1 protein-coding gene is annotated in these 518 nt (G+C 65.8%); it reads left to right on the plus strand.

The features are described from left to right. Nucleotides 1–518, plus strand: a 518-nt coding sequence (locus tag C1A38_RS30490) for a beta-ketoacyl synthase N-terminal-like domain-containing protein (RefSeq protein ID WP_146017663.1), incomplete at both ends; no start/stop codon positions are given.

The following is a 518-nucleotide window of genomic DNA, read 5'->3' on the forward strand; positions in this document are numbered from 1 at the left end:
GTGGAGTTTTCGCGTCAGCGGGGGTTGGCGGTGGATGGTCGGTGTCGGTCGTTTGGTGCGGGTGCGGGGGGTACGGGTTGGGCTGAGGGTGTGGGTTTGTTGTTGGTGGAGCGGTTGTCGGTGGCTCGGGAGAGGGGTCATCGGGTGTTGGCGGTGGTGCGGGGTAGTGCGGTGAATTCGGATGGTGCGTCGAATGGTTTGACGGCGCCGAGTGGTCCGGCGCAGGAGCGGGTGATTCGGGCGGCGTTGGGTGCTGCTGGTTTGTCGGCGTCGGATGTGGATGTGGTGGAGGCGCATGGGACGGGTACGTCGTTGGGTGATCCGATTGAGGCGCAGGCGGTGTTGGCCACGTACGGGTCCCGTACTGGTGGTGTGCCGGTGTTGTTGGGGTCGTTGAAGTCGAACATCGGTCACGCGCAGGCTGCTGCGGGTGTGGGTGGTGTGATCAAGATGGTGCAGGCGATGCGGGCGGGGGTGGCGCCGCGGTCGTTGCACTGTGAGGTGCCGTCGCCGATGGT

Source organism: Verrucosispora sp. ts21 (genome assembly GCF_002879555.1).
GTDB lineage: Bacteria > Actinomycetota > Actinomycetes > Mycobacteriales > Micromonosporaceae > Micromonospora > Micromonospora gifhornensis.